We start from the raw sequence: 22,359 nt of genomic DNA, 5'->3' as shown, positions 1-22,359 counted from the left end.
GCTGCCGGTTCACTCCGGCAGCTCGACGCCTCTTGCCTCGGCCAGGGCTGCGATCTCGGCAGGGAAGACGTTCTTGAACACGAACGGATCGGTTCCCAGAGCCCAGTCGGGCGCGAGTTCGATTGCGTACCGCTCGAAGTAGCCGAGCTGCTTGGCCACCAGGATCAACTCCTCCGGGCTCGACGTCTTGTACTGCTTGCCCATGCCAACCAGCGCTCGAATGAAGTCCGCCAGGCTGAAGTGCGCGAGGGTTGCCGAGAGCATCGGAGCGAAGACCGACTGTAGGATCGCACCGACTTCGGCGTCCGAACCCATCTGTGGGGCAACGATTCCCAGGCGTTTGACGGTGCCGGCGAGTCGGGTGAAGTCGCCGTCGATCACGGTGGCGTGGAACAGGTCGAGCAGTAGCGCGCGCCACTGCTCGTCCACCTCGCCCATGACTCCGAAGTCGAGGAACGCCACCCTGCCGTCGTCGAGAACCCAGACGTTGCCCGCATGCACGTCGCCGTGGAACAGGCCGTGCAGCACAAGGGCTTCCATCCAGACCTTGGCTGCGCGACGAACGATGAGCTCGGACTGATCCCCCGGCTCGTAGCGGTCGAGTGGGGAACCGTGCATGCGCTCCATGCAGATGACACGGCCACCGCAGTAGTCGAGGAAAACCTCGGGAGCGGTGACGTGCTCGTTGTCGCCGAACGCGCCGATTGCCGCGCGAAAGCTGTCCTGACGCTTGGCTTCCACGGCGCTGTCGAGTTCGGCGAAGGTGGCAGCGTGCAGGTCGACGATGATGGCCGACGCGTTGGCCGTGGCGAAGAACGGAATGAAGTTCTCGAGTCCGCGGGCGATGAGGTACGCGATACGCAGGTCGATCTTCATTCGGTGGTAGATGCCTCGTCGTTGCACCTTCATGACCACTTCACGGCCGTTGTCGCGGCGCACACACAGATGCACCTGAGCGACCGAGGCGGACGAGAGCGGCACGTCGTCGAACGAGGAGAACAGCTCGTCGATTCCGCGGCCCAGATCGGCCTCGATCACGGCGCGCGCCTGTGCCCCGGGGAACGGTGGCACCTCGTCGAGGCAGCGCAGACAGGTGTCGGCGAGGACCTTGGGAAACAGCCCCGGTGAGGACCCCATCAACTGCCCGACCTTGACGAAGGTGGGACCGAGAACGAAGAAGGCGTCGACGACGGCCTCCGAGGCGTGCAGCGGCCACCCGCGCCGCGGCGCGCGCACCCAGCGGCCGATCGCGACGAATTGGAAGTACGCCAACACCGAGCCGATGACGATGAGCCGCAACAGTTCTCGTACCCCGAACTTCCTCAGCTCGGGTGCCGGCTTCGGGGTCAGGGGCTCGGGCGTCATGCGTTCACCCCAGCAGGAACCCGCGCCGCCGAGGCTTCCAGGCGCGCCAGCAGTCGATCGAACCGGGTGGCGTCGTCGGAGGCGCGCGAGAGCACCAACGCGCCCTGTATTCCGGCCACGATCTCCTCGGCCAGTTCGGCGGCCGAGTCGCCGTGTCCCATACGGCTCAGTACCGGAGTGAGTGCGTCGATCCAGTGGGCGAAATGCGTTGCGACGCGGCCCGAGAACACGGCACGGTCGAGACCGAGTGTGAACGCTCCGAACAGGCACACCAGTCGATTGGACCGGAAGTATCGGGCGATCTGCTCGAACATCTCGTGGGTGGTCGACGCGGCATCGGTGCCGTGTCGCAACGGCTCGAACACGTTGTGGTGGAACCACAGTTCGACGTCGTCGAGGACGGCCTCGGCCATCTCCTGCTTTCCCCGCGGAAAGTAGTGGTAGAGGCTGCCTTTCCCCAGGCCGGTCCGTTTGCTGATGACCGCGAGGGACGATCCGTCGAATCCGTGGTCGCGGAACACCCCTGCGAGTATCGGCACCACGTTGTGGCGATCGCTCATGAGCCGGTACTGTACCAATCGGTACACGCCAGGTGTATCGGGGCTCCGGGAGTGGAGCCTGCGAAATGACCCATCGGGGTCGAGCCGAGATGGGTCGTACAGCTGTGAAGAGAACGACCGTCCTGGCCGCTGGTGCGTTCCTCGTCGGCGGGTTGACCTATCTGGCCGCCGAGGCCGTCGCCGCGCTGGGGTGGACCGATCGGCCGTACAGCTACGCCCGCAACAACATCAGCGACCTCGGTATCCCGGACATCTCGCCGCTGCACGCAGTGATGAACACCGGCTTCGTCGTCGACGGCACGTTGTTCGTCCTGGCGGGGCTGGGACTGTCGGTTCTCTTCGAGGGCCGCGCGCGGTGGATCGTGGCCGGCACCTCCGTTGTGCACGGTGTCGGCAGCATCGTCGTCGGGCTCGCTCACGCCTCCGTCGACGGGGCCTCGACGCCCCATGCGGTGGGTGCGGGCATGGCGATCGTCGGCGGCAACCTGGTACTGCTGGCGGCGGGCCGATACGGCGGCCGCGTCGGCGCGCCGCGTTGGTACACCGTGAGCAGTGCAACCGCAGGAGTGGCAGGCCTGGTGGGGCTGGCCCTGTTTCTCGCCGACACCGGAATCCTCGGCGGCGGAACATTCGAGCGCATTTCGGTCTACACCATCATCGGATGGGAGATCGTCACCGGCGCAACGATTCTGGCCAAGCGCCGCCTATCCGAAGTCGGGTGACTCCTTGGCGAGGAACGCGCGCACACCCTCCCTGCCGTCCGCCGACTCGAACGCCTCCTCGAACACCGGCAACGCCCGTCGCGCCGGTAGGCCGGGGGACTCTCCGAACGTGAGCGCGAGGGCCTGCTTGTTCGCCCGAACAGCAGAGCGGGATTTTCGCGCCAGCGCCTGCGCCAAGTCCAGGGCCATCGACAAGGACTGTCCACGCGGAGCGACGCGATTGATCAGGCCCCACTCCAGAGCAGTCTCGGCCGATACGGGCTCGCCGAGCAACACCAGCTCGGCGGCGCGGGCCTGACCCACCCGACGCAGCGCACGCATGGAGCCGCCGCTGCTGGGGATCACACCGAGGTCGATCTCCGGGAGTCCGAGTCGAGCTCCCGCGTCGGCGACGACGAGGTCGCAGCACAGCGCCAGCTCGAGACCGCCGCCCAACGCGAATCCGCCGATTGCCGCGACGGTGGGCAGCGGCAGATCGTCGAGCAATTCCAGGGTGGCGTTCTCGAGATTGCTCTTGCGGGCCAGCACGTCACCGTCGTTCTGCATCTCGGGCATCTCGGTGATGTCCGAACCGGCGCTGAACACCCGGTCGCCGGTGAGAACGACCGCCCGAACCGCGGCACTGTCGGCCAACTCTCGAAGGACGGCGCGCAGTCGACGCGTCGCCGGTCGGGTCAGCGCGTTCACCGGCGGGTTGCTCAAGGTGATCTGGGCGACCGCCGCGTGCGGAAAGGTCAGGACAGGCGAAGGCTCGGTGGGCATACCTGAACCGTAGAGCGTGCGGCTGACCAGGCGATTGGGAGACTGCCGAGATGGCATGTAGCGTAGTGAACACCCGACGCGGGGTGGAGCAGCTCGGTAGCTCGCTGGGCTCATAACCCAGAGGTCGCAGGTTCAAATCCTGTCCCCGCTACTACACGAGTCAGGCCCGACATCGATGATGTCGGGCCTGACTCGTCTGTGGTGCCCTCGTCTGTGGTGCCGCGGGGTTCGTCGATCAGGGCTGCAGTCTGAACTGCACGACAGCGGTCACATTCTCGATGGCGTCGTCGAGAGCGGTCATGCGTGCTCGGGCGTCCGGCGCAGACAGGATGTCCAGTCGATCGGATTGACCCATCGGAATCAGTGCTGCCAGCGACCAGATTTTCTCGGCGGCCGAGATGGGCAGGCCCAGGAAGTCCGGAACACCGGGTGTGACAACGCTTTCCGCCGATTCGAGTCGACCGATCAGCTCGTAGAGATCTTCGACCCGCGCCCAGGTGGCGTCGAATTCGGTGTCGGCGATCACCGCGTCGGTGTCCTCGTCCGGCCACGCTCGGACGTCGGCCAGTGGGTACGGATCGTCCGGCAGCCAGGCGTCGATCCTGATCCGTTCACCGCCGACGCACTCGAGCAGGTATCGGCCGTTGCCGATGGACTCGTGCCCGATGATGTGTGCGGTCGTCGCCACGTCGTGCCGTACGTCGCCGCCGCCGGCCTCGTGCCCACGCGCGATGAGCACCACACCGAAGCTCGGATCTTCTTGCTTCAGGCAGTCGTGCACCAGAGCCTGGTAGCGCGGCTCGAAGATGTGCAGTGGCAGACGTTCGCCGGGGAGCAGCACGCTGCCGAGCGGGAACATCGGGGTCACGCTCACGGGTGCTGCAACGGAACAGCCGCCGGGGCGATCGCCTCGGCTGCGCTCTTCTCGGTCCGGTTGGAGTCCAGGAATTCGTCGAGCAGTCGGAAGAAGAAGTCCGGCTCGTCGAGCTGGGGAAAGTGGCCGGCGTCGGGAAAGATCTCGACGCGACTGTTCGGGACCTCGCGTCGAATGTTGTCGGCGTGCTTGGCGGGAATCATCCGGTCCTTGCCGCCCCAGACGAGCAGCGACGGAATCGACTCGAACTTCTCGAAATGTTGCTTGGCGCTGACGGTCTGACCACGCGGGCCCACCACGGCACGCGTCGACGCCAGAAATGCGCCGCGGGTGGAGCGGTCGGCCACGGACCGGAACGACCGCCAGGTCTCGGCCATGCTGGGACCAGGCTTGACCGGCAGACCCCATTTGCCCAGCTGCGCAAGCGCGCCCTCGGTGTTCTTGCGGAACCAGTCCGATGCGAGCAGTGGCAGTACCAGCTCACTGCCGGGCAGCGTCGCGGCCTTGAGGAGCAGACTCACTTCCGGGCCGAGGCCGCCGCTGCTGACCAGCGCCAGGCGATCGACCCGCTCGGGGAAGAGGTACGTCAGCTGCATGACGATGCCGCCGCCGAGCGAGTGACCGACCATCGGGGCCGAGTCGATGTTCAGGTGATCCATGAGGTCGCGAATGGTGGCCGAGTGCGAACTCAGCGAGTAGTCGCCGGTGGGCTTGTCGGATTCACCGTGGCCGAACAGGTCGGGCGCGACGACCCGATACTTCTGCGACAGACGTTCGAGCTGCGTGCCCCAGGACTGATGCGATCCGAGCAGGCCGTGCACCAGAATCACGGGAGGGCCGTCGCCCATGTCCACGTATCGCAGGACGTCCTTGTGTAGTTCTACCGACTGCAATTCGTACGATGAACTCATGGTCGACCTCCTCGTCGTGTGATTCCCGGGTCGTCGCGTGGCTCGGCGAGCCGCTGGCACAAACGTACAAGCTGAGCCGACACTGCGACAGACCCTCGGTCAGCGCGCGAGCCCCGCCTCGTCGAAGGTGTTCGCGATCGTCTCGGCCAAGTGTTCGGCCATCGGTTCGCGCAACATGTCGACGTGATCTCCGGGGATGTCGACGAAGCTCAGCTCACCACGGCCGACCGCCTGCCACGACCTGAGATCCTTCACGTTCTCCGCTGTGCGAACCACGGTCATCGAACCCGACCACGGTGTCGGCACGTGCTTGTTCAACGCCACGTACCCGATGCTTGCGAAGACCAACCATTCCATTGTCGTCGGGTACCGCAGCAGCCCGGCGAACTGCATCCGTACCCAGAGGGCGGCGGTGCCGATGCGACCGAGGTGGAAGCCTGCTTCTTCTCGCGTACGAGCAGGCGGCGCAGCCGGAACCTCGGTACCACCGGGCAACCTGTCCAGCAGATGCCGGAACAGCCGCGTGTCGAGAAGCAGCAGGTGCGGGGAGCCGAGGCCGGAGTCTCGGATCTCCTCCGCCATCGCGATGGCGATCCAGCCGCCGAGCGAGTGGCCGATCAGATGGAACGGGCCCTCGGGTTGGACCGTACGAACAGCGTCGACGTAGCGCTTCGCGGTTCGCCGAATCGTTCGGTCCGGGCGTCCGCGCTTGCCTCGGCCGTGCGCCTGCAGCGCATACACCGGGCGGTCCTCGTCGATGTGCTTGACGAGGTTGAGAAAGGCCATCGCACCGACGCCTGCACCGCCGATCAGAAAGATCGGTGCCTTGCTGCCCTCGGTGCGCAGCGGCACGAGGACGTCGTGTTCGCCGGTTGTACGCCGACGCGCAGTCGCTGCTTCCTCCAGGCGAGCATCGACTGTCACGGCCAATGCTCGAACGGTGGTCGCCGTGAACACGTCCTCCGGCGTCAGATCGATCTTCAGGCTCTCACGAAGGTGAGCCAGCATTGCCGTTGTGGTCAGCGAGTTGCCGCCCAGCGCCAGGAAATCCTCGTCCCGGCCGATGGTGTCCAGCCCGATCGCGGTGCGCGCGGCCTCGGCCACGATGTACTCGGTCGGGCCGACCGCCGTGCGCTCGACGCGTCGATCGGCGGGCTCGGGCAGTGCACTTCGGTCGAGCTTGCCGCGCTCGTTTCGCGGCATCGCGTCGAGCGCGACGATGTGGGTGGGGACCATCCATTCCGGCAGCGTCCGGCGCAGCGACGCTCGGATCTCGCCCACGGACGGTCGCCGACCGGAACGAGCCGAGCACACGTAGGCGACCAGGTCGGTGTCGGTGCCGGAGGTCCGACCGATCACCGCTGCGTCGCCGATCTCCGGCATGGCGCGCAGTGCTGCCTCGACCTCGGCCGGCTCCACCAGGTATCCGCGCACCTTGACGGCGTCGTCGATGCGTCCGGCCAGGTGCAGCGTCCCGTGGTCGTCGAGTCGGCCCAGATCGCCGGTGCGATACCGGAACAGACCGTCGCCGAGGGCGGTGAATCGTTGGGAGTCCAGACCGGCACCGCCGAGGTAGCCGTCGGCCAGGCAGCTCGCCGTCACCCGTACTTCGCCGATCACGTCCGGTGCACACGTGGAACCGTCGGAGGTCACGACTTCGACGAGCTTGCCCGTGATGGGTCTGCCTGCAGGGAGAAAGCCCGACGGCAGCGCTCGTTCGGGCGGGTATTCGCTGTACGCGACGGCACCGGCTTCGGTGGTCGCGTACCAGTTGACCACCGTGGCGCGGCTGTCGAATCGCCGCCGAAAGCCGTCGGCATCGTCGGAGTGCAGGGATTCCCCGTACGTGACGACCACCCGCAGCGTGGACACGGCCCCGCGCCCGATGGGTCCGTGATCGGCTCCGGAGACTGCGCGCAGCAGCGACGACGAGCAGTGCAGCGTGGTCAGGGAATGCTCGGCTGCCCACTCGACGGTGCTGCTGGGGACACCGGACCTGGGGTCGCGGCAGTACACGGCGGCACCGCCGAGCAACCCCGCGAACAGGGTGTTCAAGCCGGCACCGAAGCTGACCGGAAGGGAGTTTCCGACGCGGTCGTGTGGGCTCAGTGCCAACGCGGTGGCGACCTCGTATGCCTTGGTCAGACACATGCGGTGGCTGAGGATCACACCCTTGGCGGTGCCGGTGGATCCCGAGGTGTAGTTGATCACCGCAGTGTGGTCGCCCGACAGCGTCGGCAGTGGAACACAGGAGTCGATGGCTGCGGCGACGGTGGCGGGGTCCAACGCTGTCGCGCCCGCCTGGTCGATGATCGTGGCGCGGCGCTCGGCGGGAAGCATGGGGTCCAGTGGAACCAGGGGATGGCCCGCTGCGACGACGGCGAGCATCAACTCGATCGAATGCGTCGTCGCGTCGGTCTCCACGGCGAGCGGCCGAGAATCGGTGGGAAAGAGCGTGGCGATCTTCCGTGCCGAGGAGTAGGCGCGATGCAGGAGCTCGTCGAAGGTGAGCGAGGTGCCGTCGACGTCGAGTGCGATGGCGTGCGGCAGAGCGTGGGCCACCTCGCGGTAGCGGGCCATCAGGGTGTCGCGACGTTCCGGCCGACACAGCGGGGCCAGCGACAGTCGGGTCGGCGCATCGATGTCCTGAATAGACATGATTCTCCTTGCACGAGCCCGACCCGTGATTGCGAAGTCGGTTTGATACCTCTAAACCGGCTTCGAGACTGTTTTACCGCTCCAAAGGTAGACGTGAACAGCCTTTTTACGCAAGCGGAAAACCGGACATTCCCAACAATAGGGTGACGTTGCGGAATGTCCGGTCGGTTTCGGGTACGCCCCTACAGGTCCGCGATGGCCTCGAGCGGCTTCGTGCGTGCGGCTCGGACGGCGGGCCACAGCGCCGCCAACACACCGACGACAGCGGATCCGACCAGCATCGCCACCACCTGGCCCCACGGCACGGTCATGGTGCCCAGGCCCTCGTCGCGGAGAGTCTGCACGAATCCCCACCCGAACGCGATGCCGAGGACGACGCCCACGATCGCGCCGAACAGTGCGATGAGCAGCGACTCGAGATAGATGATGCGTCGTACCTGAGGCCGCTGCATGCCTATCGCGCGCAGCATGCCGATCTCCCGACGCCGCTCGACGACCGACAGGGCCAGCGTGTTGACGATGCCGAGCACGGCGATGACGACGGCCAGTGCCAGCAATCCGTACAGAACGGCGAGCAGGGTGTCGATCTGTTGACCCTGGCTACCCTTGAACTCCTCCACGTCCTGGACCTGGACGACGACGAACGGCTTGGTCGCGGCCTCGAGGTCGGTCCGCAGCGTGTCCAGGTCTGTTCCGGGCGTGGCCTTGACCAGAACCAGGATGTCGGACCGGGTGATGGACGGCGTCACCTCCTGGTAGATGTCGCCCGAGACGATCCAACTCCCGATGAGCGGATTGTCGGTGAACACGCCGGTGACGGTCACCGGGACCGACGCCCCGTCCACGGTGTCGAAGGTGACCTCGGTTCCGACCGTCCACCCGCGCGTCGCCGCTTCGGTCTCCGACACCGAGAATCCCTCGCTGTCGAGGTCTGCAGTGCCCTGAACCATCGACAGCTCGAGCAGTCCCTCGGGTGAGCCGTCGATGGCGGCGCCGTACTCCTCCTGGCCTGCGATGGTGACGAACACCGGGTGCAGTACCGCTGTGCGGTCCACGCCGGTCACCTGCTGTGCTGCAGTCGTGGCACCGGTCGGAACGCCGATCGACTGCGGACCGGACAGGATGTAGTCCGCCTCGACGCCGGTGTCCACGAGTGAGTCGACGCTGGCCTTGGCGGTGGATCCGAGCACGCCGATGACGGTGACGAGCATGAGTCCGAGCATCAGCGCGAAGGCGGTGGCCGCGGTGCGTCGCGGGTTGCGTACCGAGTTGGTCCTGGCCAAGCGTCCGATCGCGCCGAACGGACGGGTGATGACGGCACCCAGCGCGCCGACCACCGGCCGTGACAGCGACGGTGCGGCCAGTGCGGTGGCGACGATCAGCGCGACGGCTCCCGCGCCGACCGTGGCAGCGGCAGCCCCGCCGGTCGACTGCGCGCCGATGATCAGTGCGGCTGCGCCTGCGATTCCCAGGCCGACGCCCACGAACGTCCGGGTGCGCAGGGTGTCGCCCGCAGAGGCGAACTCCTCTCGCATCGCGGCGACCGGCGGAATCTTGGCCGCTCGTCGGGCCGGTGCGTACGCGCTCAGCACGGTGACGAGGATGCCGACGGCGAAGGCGACGACAACGGTGCGCGGCTCCAGTGCCAGCGGTCCCGACGGCAGGCCCAGGTCGAAGGCGTTCAGCAGTGCTCGTAGGCCGTAGGCGAGCCCGACTCCGCCGACGAAGCCCAGGACGCTGCCGATGACGCCCACGACGAGGGCTTCGAGGACGACCGACCGGCTGACCTGTCCGCGGCTGGCTCCGATGGCGCGCAGCAGTGCCAGTTCGCGGACGCGTTGCGCGACGATCATCGAGAACGTGTTGTAGATGATGAAGGTGCCGACCAGCAGGGCGATCCCGCCGAAGGCGAGCAGGAAGTAGTTGATGAACGACAGCGCGGACTCGACCTCGGCCTGAGTTTCGGCCTGTACGTCCGCGGCGGTCTGGACCTTCAGATCGGGGAATGCCGCGGCGATCTCGTCGCGAAGATCGCTCTGACCCAATCCTCGCGCGGCGAGATCGTTGCCCGCGACGTCGATGTACTGCACGTGAGCGCCGTCGGTGAACAGCTCGTTCGCCTGGCTCTGCACGAACTGGATTCCGATGTAGCCGCCGGATTCGGTTGCCGTGGAATAAATTCCGCTGACGGTGACGTCGGTGATGCCCTTGGACGGCACGAGGACCTGGGTGGCGTCACCCACTTTCAGGCCTGCGCGCTCGGCGCCACCGGCGTTGATGGCGATCTGACCGGGAGCGGTGGGAGCCGAACCGTCGACGAAGGTGGTCGGATCGCCGAGTCGTTGGTCGTCCGGGAGGTACGACTCACCGATGGTCGGTGCGCCGCCGGACTGGACGGCGGCACCGTCCGAGCCCAGCAGTACCAACTGTCCGCCGACGTACGGGGACACGGCGCGCACGTTCGGCAACGCCGAGATCGCTGCGATGTCCTCGTTCGGCACGCCGGAAGAGCGCGCGTCCTCGGGGCTCACTCGAACGTCCGCGCCCTGTGCGGTGTCGGCGAACAGCGAGGAGAAGGTGCGCTGGAGGGTGTCGGTGAAGACGAACGAACCCGCGACGAACGCCGTGCCGAGCACGACGGACAGCACGGTCAACGCCAACCGAACCTTGTGTGCTGCAAGGTTTCTCAACGACACCTTGCGCATGGGATTGCCCGACGGCTTTTGTCGAGGAGGTTTGTTGGAAACGGAATGCGCCATTATCGGACCGTCTCCAGCTTCTTCATCCGTTCGAGTACGGCGTCGGCCGTGGGCGAGTTCAGCTGATCGATGACCGCACCGTCGGCGAGGAACACGACGCGGTCGGCGTAGCTGGCCGCGCGTGGATCGTGCGTGACGATGACGACGGTCTGGTCGAATTCGTCTGCGGCAGTGCGCAGAATCGACAGCACCTCGCCGGACGAGCGAGAATCCAGGTTACCGGTCGGCTCGTCGCCGAACACGATGTCGGGCCTGCCCGCCAGCGCACGCGCGCACGCCACTCGCTGCTGCTGCCCGCCCGAGAGTTCGCTGGGACGGTGATCGAGGCGGTCGCGCAGGCCCAATTTGTCGACCACGGTGTCGAGCCAGGCCTGGTCCGCTGCGCGGCCCGCGATGTCGAGCGGCAACGTGATGTTCTCCAGCGCGGTCAGTGTCGGCACCAGATTGAACGCCTGGAACACGAATCCGATTCGGTCCCTGCGCAATCCGGTCATCTCCTTGTCGGAGAGTGCCGTCAACTCGGTGTCGCCGATGGTCACCGTGCCCGAGGATGCGTTGTCCAATCCGGCCAGGCAGTGCATCAGCGTCGACTTGCCCGAACCCGACGGTCCCATGATGGCGGTGAATTCGCCGCGCGCGAAGTCGACGCTCACCCCCGACAGTGCGTGAACCTGGGTGTCCCCGGATCCGTAAACCTTCGATACGTCGACCGCACGTGCGGCAATGTCGCTCATGCGTGCCAGTGTTCCAGCGTTCCGCGCCCGTCGCTATCAGGGGAGACCCTGAACACCACCCCTATGATGGGCGTCATGCGCATCGGAGCCCACGTCCGCGACAGCAGCGACCCTCTCGGTACCGCCGAGGCGCTCGGCGTCGACCTCGTCCAGATGTTCCTCACCGATCCGCAGAAGTGGAACAAACTTTCCCCGCACCCCCAGGGCGAGGCGTTGTTGACCGGCGACGTCGACGTGGTGGTGCACTCGTCCTACGTGCTCAACGTGGCGAGTTTGAACAATCGGATCCGCATTCCCTCGCGCAAGGCCGTCGTCGAGCAGGCTGCTGCTGCGGCCGAGATCGGGGCCATCGGTCTGGTCGTCCACGGCGGCCACGTTCGTGAGGGCGAGGACACCGCGAAGGGAATCGACAACTGGCGCAAGCTGTTCGAGCGCCAGGCGGAGCAGGGCGGCTTCGCCGTGCCGATCTTCGTCGAGAACACCGCGGGCGGAGACTCCGCGATGGCACGCCACTTCGACGACATCGCCCGGTTGTGGGACGCGATCGGTGAGTTCGGTGCCGGATTCTGTCTGGACACCTGCCATGCGTGGGCCGGGGGTGAGGACCTGGTCGACGTGGTCGACCGAATCAAGGCCATCACCGGACGAATCGATCTGGTGCACCTGAACAATTCACGCGACGAATTCGACTCGGCGCGAGACCGGCACGCGAATCTGGGCACCGGAACGATCGACGCCGAGATCCTGACGGCAGTCGCGTTGGCGGCCGACGCGCCGGTGATCCTCGAGACTCCGCCCGAGGGGATCGAAGACGACGTCAGGCTGCTGAAGAGCCTGTAGCGGCGGGCGTCGTCGTCGCCAGCTGGCGAGCGGTGTCCGACCACAACCGGATCAGCTCGTCGGCTCCCTGCAGGCCGTGCGCCCAGGTGATTCGTGCCAGGGCAATGCCTGTGTCGGTCACCGTGATTCCGATGTCGATGGCGTGGTCGCGGCTGGGCTCGGCCAGGGCAGAGTCACGGACGATGATCTGAGCTCCCGCGCGGCAGGCCAGCGCGGGATAGTTGCGGGTCAGCGCATAGTCGCGGCCGGCGTTCGGCACCGAGGCGAGCCGCCTCGCGACATCGTCGAGAAGGTGTTCGGCGTGGGAGGGCACGGTGAGGGCGTCGGTGTGGACCGCGGGGAGTCGGACCGGGTGAACGGCACCGGTGCGATCGAGATCGAGGTCGACCAACGCGCCGGCCGAGGAGCCGCGACGGTTGTTTCTCTGCCACGTGGACACGGCCGAGCCCAGGGCGGCCAGCAGCAGAACGCGGCGGTGATGCGCACCGTCGGGCAGTGCGAACGTCATCGACGTCTGCTCGAATCTCGTGAACTGTTCGGTGAGCAACGGTCGCTCCGCCGGGGTCAGGACGGCGACCCAGTACGGGACCTGTTCGGCTACCTCGGTGCAGAGAGTGCGTCCGAGCTGGGCCGGGCTGATCGCCTCGCGGTGCACGAGTCTCAGCGGTCCGAACACGCTCATGCCGGCGACCCCACTTCCGATCGGATTGTCCTAGCCTTACCTAACCTTGCTCAGGTTAGCTCGAGCCGGAATCGGACGCCAGGACGCCCCCGTCGGGATCGGTTCGGTCGGTGGTGCGCAGCGCCGGAATGCCGGGAGAGGCCGGTAACCTTCCGGTCTCGAGCTCGCCGAGCAGGCCCTCGGACCAGGTCAGCAGACCGGCGACATCGACACGATGCGGAGGGTCGGCCTCGAAACCGATGAGCCGGTCGTGTCCTTGCCGGAGCAGCGAACCGGCACCGACGCGGTTGCCACGCATCAGATGGGTCAAACCGACGGCGAGTTGGGCCAGGCCCTGCCACAACGGACGCTCGTCGGGCGAGCAGCTCTTCCACGTGCCTTCCAGTACCTCGTGCGCATGGAACGGCATGTTCGCGTCGAGGAATCTCTGGGCTTCGACGAGTGCGGCGGCGGGCGGAAGCCGGAGGTCGTCGGGCACGCGTGGAGTTCCGTTGCCGCCGCGAGCGAGGGGCCGCCCGAGACCGTCCCGAGGCCTGGCGTTCAGGGGCTTACCGTGCGCATCACGTTCACGTTCGGCCATGGCGGAAACCCTAGCGGGTGGTGGCCCGCTCCGAGCTCACAGTCGCGACGACGTGCGTGCGGTGATGACACCCAGAGCTGCCAGTGCGGCGGCAGAGGTCGCGACCATCGTGGTGGACACGGCAACGGCGTCGTTTCCGAGGGCACCGACGATCGGCGCGACGATGGCACCGAGCCCGAACTGAGCTGCTCCGAGAAGGGCAGCGGCACCGCCTGCGGCCTCACCGTGCCTGGACAGCGCGAGCGCAGGTGCGTTGGGCATGACGAATCCGACGGCACCGAGCACGAACCACAGCGGAATCACGAAGCCGGCCATCCCACCGATCTCGGCGATCGCCAGCACGGCCATGACTCCGCCCGCGAGCACGGCGAACGACAGCGCGGCCAGCACGATCTGCACCGGAGCGAAGCGTCCGAGCAGGAGGACGTTGAGCTGAGATGCACCGATGAGCGAGATCGCACCGGCGGCGAAGACGATGGCGAACTGCTGCTCGTCGAGGCCGAATTCCTCCTGCAGAACGAACGACGAACCGGCGATGTACGCGAACAACGAGGACATCGCGAGGGCCGCGACGAGAACGAGCACCACGAACTGGGCGTCGCGCAGCAGAGAGCGGTAGGTGCGCAACACCGGCATGACTCCGCTCGCCCGACGGCGCTCGGGCGGCAGCGTCTCGCGTAGCGACACGATCGCCAGTGTTATCAGGGCGACACCCATGATCGCCAGCGCGGCGAACACGAGACGCCACGATCCGACCAGCAGCACGGCACCGCCGAGCGAGGGTGCCAGCACGGGTGCGACGCCCATGACGAGCATCAGCCGGGACAACACGGTTGCGGCCGCGCGGCCGCTGAACAGGTCTCGCACGATGGCCATCGCGACCACTGCAGCGGCGGCGGCACCGAGACCCTGCACCACGCGTAGGCCACCGAGAACGGCGATGTTGGGAGCCACGATGCAGGCGACGGAGGCCAGGATGTGCACTCCGGTACCGACGATGAGCGGTAGTCGTCGGCCGACGATGTCCGAGAGCGGCCCGATGACGAGCTGTCCGAGGGCGAGGCCGATCAACGTGCCTGCGAGGGTGAGCTGCACCGCCGACGACGGGGTGTTCAGGTCGTCGGCGATGGCCGGAAGAGCCGGCAGATACATGTCGATGGTCAGCGGACCGAGCGCGATGAGTGCGCCGAGAACCAGGATCACCCGCAGGCGTTCCTTCGACGTCGGCTCGGGAGAGGTGTTCGTCGCTGGTGCTACGGGTGTCTCGGCTGCTGTCGTGTTCGGTGCTTGGGCCACCCGACTTTCAGCAACCGGGGTACTCGTTCTGTTCCCGGTTGCTGACTACAACTTTCGTGTCCTATGCCACGGCGTCGGACAGTACGGTCAGCTTCTCCACTTCCTGGCTGGTCAGAGCCAATGCGGGTGCGTCGAGCAGAGCCGGTAGCTGTGAGATCTTGCTCGCGCTGGCGATCGGGGCGGTGACGCCCGGTCGCGCGAGCAGCCACGCGAGGGCCACGCTCGAAATCTCCGCCGAACGTGATTCGGCGATCTCACGTAGGCCTTGCACCACGTCGAGACCGGCGTCCGAGAAGTACCCCGTGGTCAGACGTTCGCGTTGCTTGCCGGCCAGGTCTTCGCGGGTGCGGTACTTACCGGTGAGGAATCCGGCGGCGAGGGAGAAGTAGGGAAACACGCCGAGATCGTTCTCGACGGCCAGATTCTGCAGCTCGCCTTCGTAGTCACGGCGGGCGACCAGGTTGTAGTGCGGCTGCAGTGCGATCGGTGCCGCGAAACCGTTGTCTCGGGCGAGGCCGAGCCATTCACGCACCCGCGCCGGGGTGTAGTTCGAGATGGCCACGTACCGCACCTTGCCTGCCCGGACCAATGCGTCGAACGCTGCGAGGGACTCGACCAGCGGAGTCTTCTCGTCGTCGTAGTGCGCGTAGTAGACGTCGATTCGGTCGGTCTGCAGCCGAGCCAGCGACGCGTCTGCGGCGGCACGGATGTTCTCCGGGGCCAGTCCGCGGAAGTCGGGATGTTGGCTGACCTTGGTGGCGATGACGACATCGTCCCGGTTTCCGCGGGCTCTGGTCCACTTGCCGATGATCGTTTCGGACTCACCGCCGGAGTTGCCGTCGGCGAATGCCGAGTACGAATCCGCGGTGTCGACGAAGTTGCCTCCGCCTGCGGTGAACGCGTCGAGGATCTCGAACGACTCGGCCTCGTCGCTGGTCCAGCCAAACGTGTTCCCGCCCAGTGCGAGCGGAAAGATCTCCAGATCGGAACTACCGATGGCAACCACAGTCAAACCCCTTACGTTGGCGAACAACTCGACTGTACGAGCAGCGAAGGCTCAGTGCCACGTGTGATCCACCAGCGCGGTGCGAGGACCGAACTTGGGCTTGGTGGCCTTACCGCTCAGATACAGCAGCCGAATCGCGCGATGCCTGTGCGGTGCCAGGGGTCGGAGATACTCGACCATCTCCGCGTCGTCGATCGGCCTACCCAACAGTGACCAGCCCACCACCGACGCCAGGTGATAGTCGCCCACCGACAATGCGTCGGGATCCCCGAGGGCGCGTTGCGCGGTCTCGGCCGCCGTCCAGACGCCGACGCCCGGGATGGCCCGCAGCCTGCGCGCAGCGTCCTCGGGTGTCATTCCCGACGCCTCCTCCAGACGACCGGCCGCGCAGGCAACGCGGACGACGGTCTTGGACCGGGCCGGGTCGACGTTGGCGCGGTGGTACTCCCACGACGGGATACGGCGCCACACGTCGGGTGTCGGGAAGACGGACATCGGCTTCGGCGTCGGACCCGGTGCCTTCTCGCCGAACTTGGTCACCAGGTAACGCCACGACCCGAAGGCCGAAAGTCCGTGTACTCGTTGCTCGATGATCGCCGGGATCAGGGCCTCGAGCACCAGCCCCGTTCTACCCAGTCGCAGGTGCGGCAGCCGCCGGTGGGCTTCCTGGAGAATCGGGTGCTCGGGTGCGAACGTGGAGGCATCGTCGTCCACTCCGAGGAGCGCGGGTGCCGCGTCCAACAGGTCGGGTGCACCGGGGCCCCACGCTCGAACCTGGGCACTCGTCGGCGAGGTCTGGGTCAGGCGGTACGTCACCGGACCGGAGCTCATGCGCGACGTGCGCCAGATCCCGCCGTCCGGCGTCGACTCGTAGGTGGGATCACCTCGGCCCCGACGCAGCGGCGACACCGACATCCGAACGTCGATCCGTTGTTCGGAGGTGACGAGTCGGACCACCCCATCGGAACCGGCGTCGTCGGGCATCGGTTCTTCACCTCCGAAGGGTCGTGGCCGTGTGGCCCGAATGGGTCCTCGGCGGGGCGTCGATCGGCACGATCGCAGTACCGACGGCAAGATACATAGTGCCCCGCGGAACGCGGGATCACCGCACGGACTCCCTCGCCGCGTCCGGTTCCATCGACACCATCAGGAGGTTCTTCGTGACTCGATCGCGCGCAGCCGCGTTCGTCGGAGTTGCCTACGCGTTCGTCGTGGCGATGATGGGCACGACGATGCCGACGCCGCTCTATGCGCTGTACGAGATCGAGTTCGGCTTCTCCGTCTTCGTCGTCACCCTGGTGTTCGCGGCGTACGCGGTCGGTGTACTCGGTGCCCTGCTGGCATTCGGCCGCTGGTCCGATTCGCTCGGGCGTCGGCCGATGCTGTTGGCCGCCATCGCTTTCGGACTGGTCAGCGCCGTGGTGTTCGTGTTCGCCGAGTCGTTGACGGCCCTGGTGATCGGGCGCCTGCTGTCCGGAATATCGGCAGGAATCTTCGTGGGTACCGCGACGGTGACCTTGATCGAACTGGTACCGGACAAGTGGCGCGACCGAGCCCCGGCCATCGCCACCGCGGCCAACATCGGCGGACTCGGCCTCGGTCCGTTGGTTGCGGGACTGTTGGCCGAGTACCTTCCCCAACCGCTGCGCCTGACGTTCTTCGTCGATATCATCCTGCTCGTCGTGGCAGCGGTGGCGGTGTTCCTCGCGCCCGAGACCGTCAGGGTCGCACGCGGTGCCCGGCCGCACATGCAGCGCTTGTCCGTACCGGCGGATGTCCGCGGCACGTTTCTGCGCGCCTCGATCGGTGGCTTCGCCGGGTTCGCGGTACTCGGACTGTTCACCGCGGTCTCACCGGGATTCATCGCCGGCGTGCTGCAGATCGACAACCACGCGGTGACGGGTGCCGTGGTGTTCGCAGTCTTCGCCGCATCGGCGACCGCGCAGATCACCGTGCGCAAGGCCGACCCGACGTCGGCGCAGCGGTGGGGTTGCGTGGTCCTGATGCTCGGATTGGTGTGCCTGGCAGTGTCGTTGCTGGTGGCATCGCTGACGGTGCTGATCGTTGCGGCTGTGCTGTGCGGAGTGGGGCAGGGTGTGACGTTCAGCAACGGCATGTCGGCCGTCGACGCGGAACTTCCGCCGCACCGTCGAGCAGAAGTGACGTCGACGTTCTTCGTGGTGCTCTACGTCGCCATTTCGGTCCCGGTCATCGGCGCGGGAGCTGCGGCGAGCGAGTGGGGGCTGGTGGCGGCGGGGGTACTGTTCTCGGCCGTGATCGCCGTGTTGGCAGGACTGGCGTTCGTGTTGCTCACCGTGGACGGTAGGAAATCGAGGTTCGCCCGCGTGCCCTGATACGCGGGGTCGGTCGTGCCTCGGACCCATCGGGCAAGTCCCGCGGCGTTCGTGCGCGAGTCACCCGGGCTTTGACGGTGCCCCGACGTAGGGTCTGAGACCGTGATCATCGTGAGTACGGACGGCTCGTGTCTGCGTAACCCCGGCGGAGCAATCGGGTGGGCGTGGGTCAACCACACGGGGCCGAGCAACTCCGGCGGTGAGCCCTCGGGCACCAACCAGGTCGCCGAGCTCAGGGCCCTGCTGGAGGCGGTGCTGGCGCACCCCGGCCCCGAGCCGCTGTTGATCGAATCCGATTCGCAGTACGCCATCAAGTGCGCGTCCGAGTGGCTCGCAGGCTGGAAGCGCAAGGGCTGGAAAACTGCGGGCGGTTCGCCGGTACGCAACCTCGAACTCGTGCAGAGCATCGAGCGAGCCATCACCGAACGCGAAGGTCCGGTCCGGTTCCGGTGGGTCCGCGGACACGTCGGCAATCACTTCAACGAAGCAGCCGACGCCTTGGCAGGGGAGGCGGCACGCGCCGTGGCCGCCGGCGGTCCGACAGCGCCGGCCAAGAACGCGACCGACAAATCGACACCGGCCCCGGCGGATGCAGTTCCCTCGTCTCCGGTCCAGGCCCCGGCTGCGCGCGAGACGTCGACGTCCGACGACGCGGTTCCCACTCTGTTCTGATCGCTCGTTCGCCTGGACGTCGGAATCCTCCACCAGTACTCGGTAGGATCGCGACATTCCACTCATTTCGGGATTGTCCGATACCGGAGGCGTCGAGAGCACTGTGCACTCCATAGATCCCCCTGGGCCGCCCGTGGCCGCTGCTCCATCGGAGGCCACTGCTTCGGCCGTCCGATTTCGAGTGATCGCATGGTGATCACCGCGCTACTGTCGTTGCTCCTCGGCTTCGTACTCACCGCCGCGATCATCGCGGCCAACGGATACTTCGTGGCTCAGGAGTTCGCTTACATGTCCGTCGACCGGGCGACGCTGCGTACCGGAGCCGAGAGGGGCGACGCGTCGGCCGAGCGGGCACTGAAGGTCACCAAGCGCACCTCGTTCATGCTGTCGGGCGCGCAGCTGGGCATCACGGTCACCGGTCTGATGGTCGGCTACGTGGCCGAGCCGTTCATCGGCGAATCGCTGGGCGAGCTGCTGAGCAGCGCCGGAGTTCCCATCGCGGTGGGAATTTCGATCGGCACGGTGGGCGCTCTCGTGCTCGCGACCGTCGTGCAGATGATCTTCGGCGAGCTCTATCCGAAGAATCTCGCGATCGCGAACCCCGATCCGCTGTCCCGACGCCTCGCCCGGTCGACGCTGATCTACCTGGCCGCGTTCGGTTGGCTGATCACCTTCTTCGACAAGTCCTCCAACGCGATGCTGCGTCTGCTGCGCGTCGAACCGGTGCACGACGTGGACAGCAGTGCCACCGCCAAGGATCTCGAGAGCATCATCGACGATTCCCGGGCCAGCGGGGATCTCACCGAGGATCTGTCGTTGCTGCTCGACCGCATCCTGGACTTTCCGGAACGCGACGTCGAGCACGCCATGATCCCGCGTAGTCGGGTGGACGCAGTCACCCCCGCCACCGCCATCGGCGAGATGCGGGCGCGGATGGTGCGTGCGCACACGCGCTACCCGGTGATCGGCGACCGTGACGAGCCGATCGGTGTGGTGCAGCTGGCCGAGGTGTTGGCCGCTGTCCCCGACGACAGCCGTTCGGTCACCGAGATCATGCGAGCACCGCTGATCGTGCCGGAGCTGATGCCGCTCGAGGATGCCTTGGAGCTGTTGTCGAGCACGAAGAACGAATTGGCATGCGTGATCGATGAATACGGCGGATTCGCCGGTGTGCTGACCATCGAGGATCTCGCCGAGGAGCTGGTCGGCGAGATCACCGACGAGCACGACGAGGACATCGTCGGCGTTGAGGTTCGGAAAGACGGAGTGTGGCTCATGGACGGCGACGTCCACGTCGACGAGGTCGAACGCACCATCGGTCGCGACATGCTGTTGCCGCGAGGCGATTACGAGACACTGGCCGGCCTGCTCATCGCAGAGGGCGGAAATCTGCCCAAGGTCGGAGACACGGTGCGGATCGACCTCGCGGTGTTCGGGGCCGACCTCATGGAAGAGGTGCCGCCGCGTCCGTCGTTGGAGGTGGAGGTGCTCGAGGTCGATCGGCACGTGCCGAGTGAGCTGAGAATCAGACTCCACGAGAATTCACCGGACGGCAGCGAGGATTCGCAGGAGTCGGACGAGGAGACGGACCGATGAACGCATGGGTCGTCGTCGCCGTGACGGTCGCGCTCATCGCGCTGAGTGCGTTCTTCGTCGTCATCGAGTTCGCTCTGCTCGGTGCCCGAAGGCACCGACTGGAGGAGAAAGCCGGAACGAGCCGATCGGTGCGGGCGGCGCTGCGCGGAATGAACGAGTTGACGATCATGTTGGCGGGCGCGCAGCTGGGCATCACTGCCTGCACCTTCGCTCTCGGTGCCGTCACCAAGCCCGCCGTCGATTCCTGGCTGGGGCCGGTGTTCACCTCGTGGGGTGTGCCGGGTTGGTTGGCCGGAACCGCCGCGTTCGCGCTGTCGCTGTTGCTCGTCACGTTCCTGCATCTGGTGATCGGTGAGATGGCCCCCAAGTCCTGGGCCATCGCGCATCCCGAACTCGCTGCCACCATCATCGGGCTACCGTCTCGGGCGTTCATCCGCCCCTTCCGGCTGTTCCTGGTGTGGGTCAACAAGATCGCCAATAAGCTCGTCGAACGGTCGGGAGTGGAGCCGGTGGAGAGCGCCGCGGTCGGCGGACGCGACGCCGAGACCATCCGCAATCTCGTCGAGTACTCGTCGCAGGTCGGTGTACTGGAACCGGAACTGCAAACCCAGATCACCCGGGTGATCGAACTCGAGACACTGACCGTCGAGACGATCACGGTGCCCGACTCCGAGGCGACCTCGGTGCCGCACGGTGCCACCGTCTCCGATGTGCAGGCGGCCGCGCTGCGTTCCGGTCACCTTCGGGTACTGCTCACCGACAGCTCCGGCGCGACGCCCGGCGTCGTCCATGTGAGAGACACGTTGCTGGCCGACGTCGGGGAGCCGGCGGCCGACTACGCGCGGGAGGCCTACACGGTCGACGGATCGACACCGGTGTACGAGTTGCTACGGCAGATGCGCAACCGCAGCGTTCAGCTCGCGGTCGTGGAGACCGGTGGACGGTTCCTCGGCATCGTCACGCTCACCGACGTCATCAAGCGGGTACTACCCACGGCTCCTGCTGCATAGCAATGTGATTCAGCCGCGAGGTTGCATCCGGCTGTTGGGCAGAGGTGGCGCGTGCAGTCGAGATCCCGGATACCCCTCGACGGTGCCGAACTGCTCGCTCTCGCGCTCGTAGGCGGCCCGGTACTCGACGACGTCCTCGTGGCTGCGGCCGACGAAGTTCCACCACATGACGATCTGCTCGCCGAACGGCGGTCCACCGAGCAGCAGCAGTCGCACCGGCTCTCGGGTCGGGTTGTGGAGATCGAGCGTCGAACTGCCCGGTTCGCGGTAGCCCAATTCGGCTGCTGCAAGGACGGTCTCGTCCATCGTCACGGTGCCCTGATCGACGATGACGCCGTGCTCGAACGTCGAGTCGACGTCGAGGGTGACGCGGGCTCCGGCGTCGAGCACGAGCTCGGCTCCGAGGAGCGGGGTGAACGTCGCCACCGGTGAGGTCTCACCGAGCAGCGAGCCGAGGAACACTCGTGCGGTCAGCCCCTGGCTCGTGTGGGTCGGTGGCACGTGGTGCTCGAAAGTGGGCGCGGTGAAGCGCGATCGAGCCGGCAGGGCAACCCACAGCTGCATGCCGTGCAGAATCTCGGTCTCCGGGGTGGAGGTCTCGGAGTGACTGATGCCGTAGCCGGCCGTCATCAGATTCAGCTCACCCGGCCGCACCATGGCATGTGATCCGACGCTGTCGCGGTGTTCGATCTCGCCGGAGAACAACCAGCTGACGGTCTGGAGTCCGGTGTGTGGATGGGGTGGCACGTCCATCGACGAGGTGTCGGGGCCGTAGTGGTCCGCGAAGCACCACGCGCCGATCAGTGAACGCTGCCGTTGCGGGAGCGTGCGCCGAACCTTCAGGGCGCGCGGGCCGCCGAGAGGAACCTCGCGTGGGGTGAGAATTTCGATCACGTCTGCTCCTGATGGCACGAAAGTCTTGGCGCTCGAATCGACTACGTGGAACAACCCGAATGCGACGAGGGCTGTTCCCGGTCC

20 protein-coding genes and 1 tRNA gene are annotated in these 22,359 nt (G+C 66.6%); 7 read left to right on the top strand and 14 right to left on the bottom strand.

Annotated features, from left to right (window positions below; all coding sequences use genetic code 11):
• Positions 1-9 precede the first annotated feature (9 nt).
• Positions 10-1,365, bottom strand: a complete 1,356-nt coding sequence (locus CH274_RS01845; protein WP_094656591.1) for an ABC1 kinase family protein — start codon at positions 1,363-1,365, stop codon at positions 10-12.
• Positions 1,362-1,925 carry a TetR/AcrR family transcriptional regulator gene (locus CH274_RS01840; protein WP_179275611.1) on the bottom strand — a complete coding sequence of 188 codons (564 nt, stop codon included), beginning with the start codon at positions 1,923-1,925 and terminating at the stop codon, positions 1,362-1,364. The genes CH274_RS01845 and CH274_RS01840 overlap by 4 nt, the downstream gene beginning before the upstream one ends.
• 104 nt (positions 1,926-2,029) lie before the next feature.
• Between CH274_RS01840 and CH274_RS01835 the strand changes: the two genes are divergently transcribed.
• Entirely contained in the window at positions 2,030-2,647 is a 618-nt protein-coding gene (locus CH274_RS01835; protein ID WP_179275610.1) for a DUF998 domain-containing protein, read from the top strand.
• Here the strand turns inward: CH274_RS01835 and CH274_RS01830 are convergent.
• Entirely contained in the window at positions 2,630-3,409 is a 780-nt protein-coding gene (locus CH274_RS01830; protein WP_045197513.1) for an enoyl-CoA hydratase/isomerase family protein, read from the bottom strand. The two genes, CH274_RS01835 and CH274_RS01830, sit on opposite strands and share 18 nt — an antisense overlap.
• Positions 3,410-3,486: 77 nt before the next feature.
• On the opposite strand from CH274_RS01830, the gene CH274_RS01825 reads away from it, so the two are divergent.
• Positions 3,487-3,560, top strand: a tRNA-Met gene (locus tag CH274_RS01825).
• 84 nt (positions 3,561-3,644) lie between these two features.
• Here CH274_RS01825 and CH274_RS01820 read toward each other — a convergent pair.
• The 5 genes from CH274_RS01820 to CH274_RS01800 form a co-directional block, all read right to left on the bottom strand.
• Positions 3,645-4,283: an LON peptidase substrate-binding domain-containing protein gene (locus CH274_RS01820; RefSeq protein WP_032396804.1), complete on the bottom strand. Its 639-nt coding sequence runs from the start codon at positions 4,281-4,283 to the stop codon at positions 3,645-3,647.
• Entirely contained in the window at positions 4,280-5,194 is a 915-nt protein-coding gene (locus CH274_RS01815) for an alpha/beta fold hydrolase (protein ID WP_256993451.1), read from the bottom strand. Before CH274_RS01815 ends, CH274_RS01820 begins: the two co-directional genes overlap by 4 nt.
• Before the next feature lie 99 nt (positions 5,195-5,293).
• Positions 5,294-7,852, bottom strand: a complete 2,559-nt coding sequence (locus CH274_RS01810; protein WP_094656588.1) for an alpha/beta fold hydrolase — start codon at positions 7,850-7,852, stop codon at positions 5,294-5,296.
• Between the two features lie 182 nt (positions 7,853-8,034).
• Complete coding sequence (locus CH274_RS01805) at positions 8,035-10,557, bottom strand: ABC transporter permease (RefSeq protein WP_094656587.1); 2,523 nt, start codon at positions 10,555-10,557, stop codon at positions 8,035-8,037.
• A gap of 53 nt (positions 10,558-10,610) precedes the next feature.
• Positions 10,611-11,345 (bottom strand): ABC transporter ATP-binding protein, encoded by a 735-nt coding sequence (locus CH274_RS01800; protein WP_032396800.1) that lies wholly within the window; start codon positions 11,343-11,345, stop codon positions 10,611-10,613.
• 75 nt (positions 11,346-11,420) lie between these two features.
• On the opposite strand from CH274_RS01800, the gene CH274_RS01795 reads away from it, so the two are divergent.
• Entirely contained in the window at positions 11,421-12,185 is a 765-nt protein-coding gene (locus CH274_RS01795; RefSeq protein WP_045200588.1) for a deoxyribonuclease IV, read from the top strand.
• On the opposite strand, the gene CH274_RS01790 is transcribed toward CH274_RS01795, so the two are convergent.
• From CH274_RS01790 to CH274_RS01770, 5 genes are all read right to left on the bottom strand, one after another.
• On the bottom strand, positions 12,163-12,867 hold the full coding sequence (locus CH274_RS01790; RefSeq protein WP_094656586.1) for a hypothetical protein: 705 nt from the start codon (positions 12,865-12,867) through the stop codon (positions 12,163-12,165). The genes CH274_RS01795 and CH274_RS01790 overlap by 23 nt on opposite strands.
• Before the next feature lie 55 nt (positions 12,868-12,922).
• Positions 12,923-13,447, bottom strand: coding sequence for a DUF309 domain-containing protein (locus tag CH274_RS01785; protein ID WP_045197506.1), 525 nt, complete (start codon positions 13,445-13,447; stop codon positions 12,923-12,925).
• 36 nt (positions 13,448-13,483) lie between these two features.
• Positions 13,484-14,743, bottom strand: coding sequence for a multidrug effflux MFS transporter (locus tag CH274_RS01780; RefSeq protein ID WP_373453898.1), 1,260 nt, complete (start codon positions 14,741-14,743; stop codon positions 13,484-13,486).
• A gap of 61 nt (positions 14,744-14,804) precedes the next feature.
• Complete coding sequence (locus CH274_RS01775) at positions 14,805-15,749, bottom strand: aldo/keto reductase (protein ID WP_094656585.1); 945 nt, start codon at positions 15,747-15,749, stop codon at positions 14,805-14,807.
• 51 nt (positions 15,750-15,800) lie between these two features.
• Positions 15,801-16,733, bottom strand: coding sequence for a DNA-3-methyladenine glycosylase family protein (locus CH274_RS01770; protein WP_094656584.1), 933 nt, complete (start codon positions 16,731-16,733; stop codon positions 15,801-15,803).
• A 176-nt stretch (positions 16,734-16,909) separates the two neighbouring features.
• Here CH274_RS01770 and CH274_RS01765 point away from each other — a divergent pair, with 176 nt between their 5' ends.
• The 4 genes from CH274_RS01765 to CH274_RS01750 all read left to right on the top strand — a co-directional run bounded on the left by CH274_RS01765 (position 16,910) and on the right by CH274_RS01750 (position 21,381).
• Positions 16,910-18,103, top strand: coding sequence for an MFS transporter (locus CH274_RS01765; protein WP_094656772.1), 1,194 nt, complete (start codon positions 16,910-16,912; stop codon positions 18,101-18,103).
• Positions 18,104-18,205: 102 nt separating this feature from the next.
• Positions 18,206-18,775, top strand: a complete 570-nt coding sequence (locus tag CH274_RS01760; RefSeq protein ID WP_094656583.1) for a ribonuclease H family protein — start codon at positions 18,206-18,208, stop codon at positions 18,773-18,775.
• A gap of 192 nt (positions 18,776-18,967) precedes the next feature.
• Complete coding sequence (locus tag CH274_RS01755; RefSeq protein ID WP_094656771.1) at positions 18,968-20,371, top strand: hemolysin family protein; 1,404 nt, start codon at positions 18,968-18,970, stop codon at positions 20,369-20,371.
• Complete coding sequence (locus CH274_RS01750) at positions 20,368-21,381, top strand: hemolysin family protein (RefSeq protein WP_094646140.1); 1,014 nt, start codon at positions 20,368-20,370, stop codon at positions 21,379-21,381. Before CH274_RS01755 ends, CH274_RS01750 begins: the two co-directional genes overlap by 4 nt.
• A gap of 9 nt (positions 21,382-21,390) precedes the next feature.
• Here the strand turns inward: CH274_RS01750 and CH274_RS01745 are convergent, their stop codons facing one another.
• Entirely contained in the window at positions 21,391-22,275 is an 885-nt protein-coding gene (locus CH274_RS01745; protein WP_094629159.1) for a pirin family protein, read from the bottom strand.
• Between the last annotated feature and the right edge of the window lie 84 nt (positions 22,276-22,359).

The sequence above is a fragment of the Rhodococcus sp. 06-418-5 genome (assembly GCF_002258285.1).
Lineage (GTDB): Bacteria > Actinomycetota > Actinomycetes > Mycobacteriales > Mycobacteriaceae > Rhodococcoides.
The sequence above is the reverse complement of the archived record's forward strand: the minus strand, read 5'-3'. Positions and strand labels throughout refer to the sequence as shown.